The 5610-nt window shown below is 70.9% G+C and carries 5 protein-coding genes and 1 pseudogene; 4 read left to right on the plus strand and 2 right to left on the minus strand.

Features of this window, described 5'->3' with window-relative positions; translation table 11 throughout:
- Nucleotides 1–44: 44 nt before the first annotated feature.
- Complete coding sequence (locus ACFXA3_RS33690; RefSeq protein ID WP_385193163.1) at nt 45–1313, minus strand: cytochrome P450; 1269 nt, start codon at nt 1311–1313, stop codon at nt 45–47.
- 204 nt (nt 1314–1517) lie between these two features.
- Between ACFXA3_RS33690 and ACFXA3_RS33695 the strand changes: the two genes are divergently transcribed.
- From ACFXA3_RS33695 to ACFXA3_RS33710, 4 genes are read left to right on the plus strand one after another with little or no spacing between them, the layout of a single operon-like run.
- A complete protein-coding gene (locus tag ACFXA3_RS33695) occupies nt 1518–2567 on the plus strand; it encodes a type III polyketide synthase (RefSeq protein ID WP_385193165.1) in 1050 nt (349 codons plus the stop codon).
- Between the two features lie 29 nt (nt 2568–2596).
- A complete protein-coding gene (locus ACFXA3_RS33700; RefSeq protein WP_385193168.1) occupies nt 2597–3814 on the plus strand; it encodes a cytochrome P450 in 1218 nt (405 codons plus the stop codon).
- Entirely contained in the window at nt 3811–4347 is a 537-nt protein-coding gene (locus ACFXA3_RS33705; protein WP_054223687.1) for a cupin domain-containing protein, read from the plus strand. Before ACFXA3_RS33700 ends, ACFXA3_RS33705 begins: the two co-directional genes overlap by 4 nt.
- 45 nt (nt 4348–4392) lie before the next feature.
- Nucleotides 4393–5349, plus strand: coding sequence for a hypothetical protein (locus ACFXA3_RS33710; protein WP_385193171.1), 957 nt, complete (start codon nt 4393–4395; stop codon nt 5347–5349).
- On the opposite strand, the pseudogene ACFXA3_RS33715 reads toward ACFXA3_RS33710, so the two are convergent.
- Nucleotides 5338–5610 (minus strand): annotated as a pseudogene (locus ACFXA3_RS33715) (hypothetical protein); the annotation flags it as partial. The gene ACFXA3_RS33710 and the pseudogene ACFXA3_RS33715 sit on opposite strands and share 12 nt — an antisense overlap.

The raw sequence follows: 5610 nt of genomic DNA on the forward strand, positions 1-5610 counted from the left end.
GGGGGCGGGGGTCCCCGCCCCCACCCGGATCCGGTGCCGGCGTATCACCAGGTCACCGGCAGCGTCTTGGGCCCGCGGATCAGCGCTCCCGCCTGCCATTCGATCTGCTCGGCCGGTACGGCCAGGGCGAGGCGCGGATAGCGTTCGAGCAGCGTGGTGACGATGATCTCGGACTCCATCCGGGCCAGCATCGAGCCGACGCAGTGGTGGGGCCCGTTCCCGAAGGCCATGTGGGCGATCGGACCGCGGTCGAAGTCCAGCTTGTCGGGGTCCGGGAAGACCTCGGGGTCGCGGTTGGCCGCGAGGTACGAGGAGTACACCGTCTCCCCGGCCTTGATCGTGACGCCGGCGATGTCCACGTCCCGCGTGGCGATCCGCGGCAGGCCCACGCCGCTGCGGTGCGGGATGAACCGCAACAGCTCGTCGACGGCCTGGGGGATCATGTCCGGCTCCCGGCGCAGCCGTTCGAGGTGCTCCGGATGGGTGAGCAGGGCGTAGATCATGTTCGCGCTGTTGTTGCGGACGGCGTGCGCACCGCTCACGAGGATCGCGGTGGCGATGGAGACGGCCTCCGGCTCGGTGATCTCACCGGCGTCCGCGGCCCCGGCGAGCACCCCGGCCAGGTCGTCGCTCTGCTTCTCCCGGCGCAGGGCGAGCAGGGCCACCACGCACTCGCGCACCGTCTTCAGCGCGTCGGTGCTCTTGTCGGGGGCCGGGCCCGGCGTCATGATCACGTTCGCCCAGGAGGTCATGTCCTTGCGCATGTCCTGCGGCATCCCCAGCAGGTCGGCGACCGCCGCGAGCGGGAACGGGCCGTGCAGGTGCTCGACCAGGTCCGCCGGCGAGCCGTGCCGCTCCATGGCGTCCAGCAGGCTGTCCGCGGTCTGCTGCACGGTCGGCCGCAGCCTCTGCATGCTCTTGCCCGTGAAGGCCCGGGCGACCACCCGGCGCATGTCGTTGAGGCGCGGCGGGTCGGCGTAGTTCATCGACGCCTGCTGCGAGGCGATCGCGTGCGGGGAGGAGGCGGTGATGGTCCGGCCGACCAGTTCCCGCCTGCTGAAACGCGGGTCGGTGGTGGCCGCCTTCACGTCGGCGTAGCGCGCCATCAGCCAGGCGGTGCCCTGGCCGAACGGCAGCCGGATCCGGGTGGCCCGTTTGTCCCGCAGGCGGTCGTGCAGGAACGGGTCGAAGTCCAGCGCCTCGAAGTCGTCCAGGTTCCAGCAGTGCACCGGTTCGCCCGTGGCCGGGTCCGTCTCCGGCATGTCCGGCTCCGGCATCTCCGGCTTGAGGGCCGTTTGCGGGTCTGAGGTCATGGTTCATCTCCCTGCGTGGATGTCACCCCCCAAGGCGCGATTCCGCGGGAAATCGGCACAGCCATCCCTTCCCGCTCGTCACGCGCTCCGCTGCCTTCCCGGCGCAGCGTCACCGGATTGGCTCATGTCACCAACGCCGTAGTCCCGCGCGCGCATCCGCCGCAGGTCGATGAGGCTGTGTCAGACACGAAAGGAGAGCCACCCATGGCGACTCTGTGCAGGCCAACGGTGTGCGTGCCCGAGCACGTGATCACGATGGAGCAGACCCTGGATCTGTGCCGGTCCGTGCACGCGGACCATCCGCAGCTCGACCTGGCGCTGCGCCTGATCCGCAACACCGGCGTCGCGAAGCGGCACATCGTGCAACCGATCGAGGAGACGCTCAAGCACCCCGGTTTCGAATCGCGCAACGCCGTGTACGAGGCCGAGGCCAAGGCGCGCGTCCCCGCCGTGGTGCGGCAGGCGCTGGAGGACGCCCAGCTCCGGGCCCAGGACATCGACATGATCATCTACGTGTCGTGCACGGGCTTCATGATGCCCTCGCTGACCGCCTGGATGATCAACGCGCTGGGCTTCCGGACGGACTGCCGGCAGCTGCCCATCGCCCAGCTGGGCTGCGCGGCGGGCGGTGCGGCCGTCAACCGGGCCCACGACTTCTGCACCGCCTACCCCGAGGCGAACGCGCTGATCGTGTCCTGCGAACTCTGCTCGCTGTGCTACCAGCCCAGTGACCTGGAGGTCGGCAACCTGCTCTCCAACGGCCTGTTCGGCGACGGCGTCGGTGCCGCCGTCGTCCGCGGCCGCGGTGGCACCGGCATGGAACTGCACCGCAACAGCTCGTACATCATCCCCCAGACGGAGGACTGGATCATGTACGACGTCAAGTCCACGGGGTTCCACTTCAAGCTCGACCGGCGGGTGCCCGGGACCATGGAACCGCTCGCGCCGTCCCTCAAGGAGCTGGCCAAGGCGCACGGATGGGACGCCGCAGCGCTGGATTTCTACATCATCCACGCCGGCGGGCCCCGCATCCTGGACGACCTCAGCAAGTACCTCGGTGTGGCACCCGAAGCATTCCGCTTCAGTCGGGCCACACTGACCGAGTACGGCAACATCGCCAGCGCCGTCGTCCTGGACGCACTGCGCCGACTCTTCGACGAGAACGGCACGGCCGACGCCGCCCGTGGCCTGCTGGCCGGTTTCGGCCCGGGCATCACCGCAGAGATCTCGCTGGGCAGCTGGACCTCGCAATGAGGTACCGGGTGTAGGGAGGAATCCGAAGAATGCTGAAGGACGGCCCCGCTACCTCAAGGCCACCCATCACGCACTGGCCCACCCCGGCCCTGGACGGGGTCGACTTCGACCCCGTCCTCGCCGAGCTGATGCAGGCGGGTCCGATCACCCGGATCCGCATGCCCAACGGAAGCGGGTGGGCCTGGCTCGTCTGCCGCTACGAAGACGTGCGCATGGTGGCCAACGATCCCCGGTTCAGCCGCAAGCTGGTCGCGGAACACGACGTCACCCGGCTGGCCCCCCACTTCATCCCCGCGCCCGGTGCGGTCGGCTTCGAGGACCCGCCCGACCACACCCGGCTGCGGCGCACCGTCGCCGCGGCCTTCACCACCAGCGGGGTGGAGGCACTGCGCACGCGCGCCAAGGAGATGCTCGACGCCCTCGTCGACGACATCCTGCGCGACGGCCCGCCCGTGGACCTGACCGAGCGCCTGCTCGCGCCCTTCCCGCTCGCCGTCGTGTGCGAGCTGATGGGCGTACCGGAGGACGACCGGCCCATGGTCCACGAATGGACCACCCTGATCCTGTCCTCGGCCCAGGGCGCCGAACGCAGCGAGCAGGCGAAGAACGACATGTGCGCCTACCTCGGCGGACGCATGCGCGACGGTGAAGTGGCCGGCGGTGACAGCGTCATCGGGCTCCTCGTCAAGGCCGTCGAAGCCGGCGAGGTCACCGCCGAGGAGGCCACCGGCCTCGCCCTCCTCATCCAGATCGGGGGCGAGGCCGTCACCAACAACGTCGGCAACATGGTCTACATCCTGCTCACCCGTCCGGACCTGATGGACCGGATGCGCAGGGACCCGGGCCTGCGGCCCTCGGCGATCAACGAACTGCTGCGGTACATTCCGCACCGCAACGCGGTCGGACTCTCCCGGATCGCCCTCGAGGACGTCACCGTGGCCGGCCAGCTCATCCGGGCGGGCGAGGCGATCTACGTCTCGTACCTCGCGGCCAACCGCGACCCGGACGTCTTCCCCGACCCCGACGAGCTGCACCTGGACCGCAGCCCCAACCCGCACGTCTCCTTCGGGTACGGACCCCATTTCTGTCCCGGGAACATGCTGGCCCGCCTCGAATCCGAACTGCTCGTGGACGCCCTGCTCGACCGCTTCGCGGACCTGCGCTTCAGCGTCCCGCCGAGCGAACTGCGCTGGCGGCCCGGGGCCCTCATCCGCGGGCCCGAAGGTCTGCCCGTGACCTGGTCATGACCGCGCACGTCGCCCGCGACGGGCTGCTCGTGCCCCCGGGCCACGGCCGCAAGCTGCACACCGAGGCCCAGCAGGTCACGTTCAAGGTCACCGGGGAGCACTCCTCGGTGGCCTCCAGCTTCGAGGTCGTCGTACCGCCCGGCTTCGACGTCGGCGCGCACCTGCACACCCGCAGCGAGGAGCTCTTCTACGTCCTGGAGGGTGAACTCGACGTCATGGCCTTCGAGCCGCGCGTCCGTTCCGGCGACGATTGGCGACACTGGGAAGCGCTCGACGGCCGCCAGGTCGTCCGTGCCACGCCCGGAACCGTCATCGTGGTTCCACCCGGCTGTCCGCACGCCTTCGCCAACCCCACCGGCGAACCGGCCCGGATGTTCTTCCAGGCCTCTCCGCCGCCCGATCACGAGCGGTACTTCGAGGAACTCCTCGAACTGCTCGACACGAGCGCCACCCCGGATCCCGCCGCGATCCGCGAGCTCCGGATGCGCTACGACATCGAACAGCTCACGCCGTTGCGCCACGAGCTGTCCTGACCGCCACCGCAACACCCCCCTCACACACCACGCTCGGGAGAATTGATGCTGCGCACGCGCCGCAAACTTCGCACCGCCACGTACGCCCTGGCGACCATGGTCGCCGCCGGCGCCTCGCTCGCCGCGGGCCCGGCCACGGCCGCCGAACCCCTGCCGTCGCAGTGGTGCTACGTCAACGGTGTCGAGGCCCCGCCCGGCTCACGGGTGAACGGCACGTCGGCCGACGACACGATCGTGTGCGAGAACGACGTCGAGAACGTGATCATCTACGGCGGGGGTGGCAACGACAACATCCGCGTCAAGGGCATGCTGATCGACTCCCAGGTGCTCGGCGGCGAGGGCGACGACACGCTCCAGGTCAACAACCTCGCCCCGCGCAACGGCAACTCCTCGGTACGCGGCGGTGCGGGCAACGACACCATCATCACCGCGCTCGTCGTGGGCACCGCCGACCACGGCGCCAGCGTCTACGGCGACCACGGCGACGACAAGATCACCACGGGCAGCGTCATGGGCCAGCCCGGCGAGTACGAGCGCGGCGGCGGCCAGGTCTTCGGCAACGACGGCAGCGACCTGATCCGCACGGGCAACGTCGACCTCGGCGGCCGGGTCCTCGGCGGCAGCGAGAACGACGTCATCGAGCCCAAGTCGGTCGGTGCGGAGTCCTCCGGCATCGTCCAGGGCGGTCCCGGCAACGACACGGTCCGCGGCCTGAACGACACCGTCCTGACGATCGGTCCGGGCTACGGCCAGGTCGACGGCGGGATCGGGGCCAACTCCTGCCGGGTGCGGCACTTCTCGACCGGCGACCGGGTCCGCAGCTCGCTGGCGAACTGCGCGAACACCGAGGCGGGCCCGGCCACCCCGGCCGCCCCGGCCGCCCCCGCCAAGCCGGCCGACTCCACCGCCCCGGCGAAGCCCGCCGCCTCCGCCGCCCCGGCCAAGCCCGCCGCCCCCGCCAAGCCGGCGGCGCCCGCGTCCGCCGGTCACTCACCCCGCTGACGGCCGGCGGCCCGGGGGTGCGCCGTGCGCGCGCTCCATCGACAGGCCGCCGGGAAGCAGGAACAGGGTCAGCACCGCACCGGCGGCGAAGATGGCCGCCGAAGCCTTGAAGACCGTGTGATATCCCTCCAGGGCAGCCCGCGCCATCAGTTCCGGCGTGGGCTGCCGTCCTGCCAGGGACCGGGCGACGGCTCCGGCGGCAAGGGTGGGCGTGTGGGCCCGGGCGGCCGGGCCCCCCCGGGGGGGGCGGGGGGGGGTGGC

The organism is Streptomyces sp. NPDC059456, assembly GCF_042750055.1.
Taxonomy (GTDB): Bacteria; Actinomycetota; Actinomycetes; order Streptomycetales; family Streptomycetaceae; genus Streptomyces.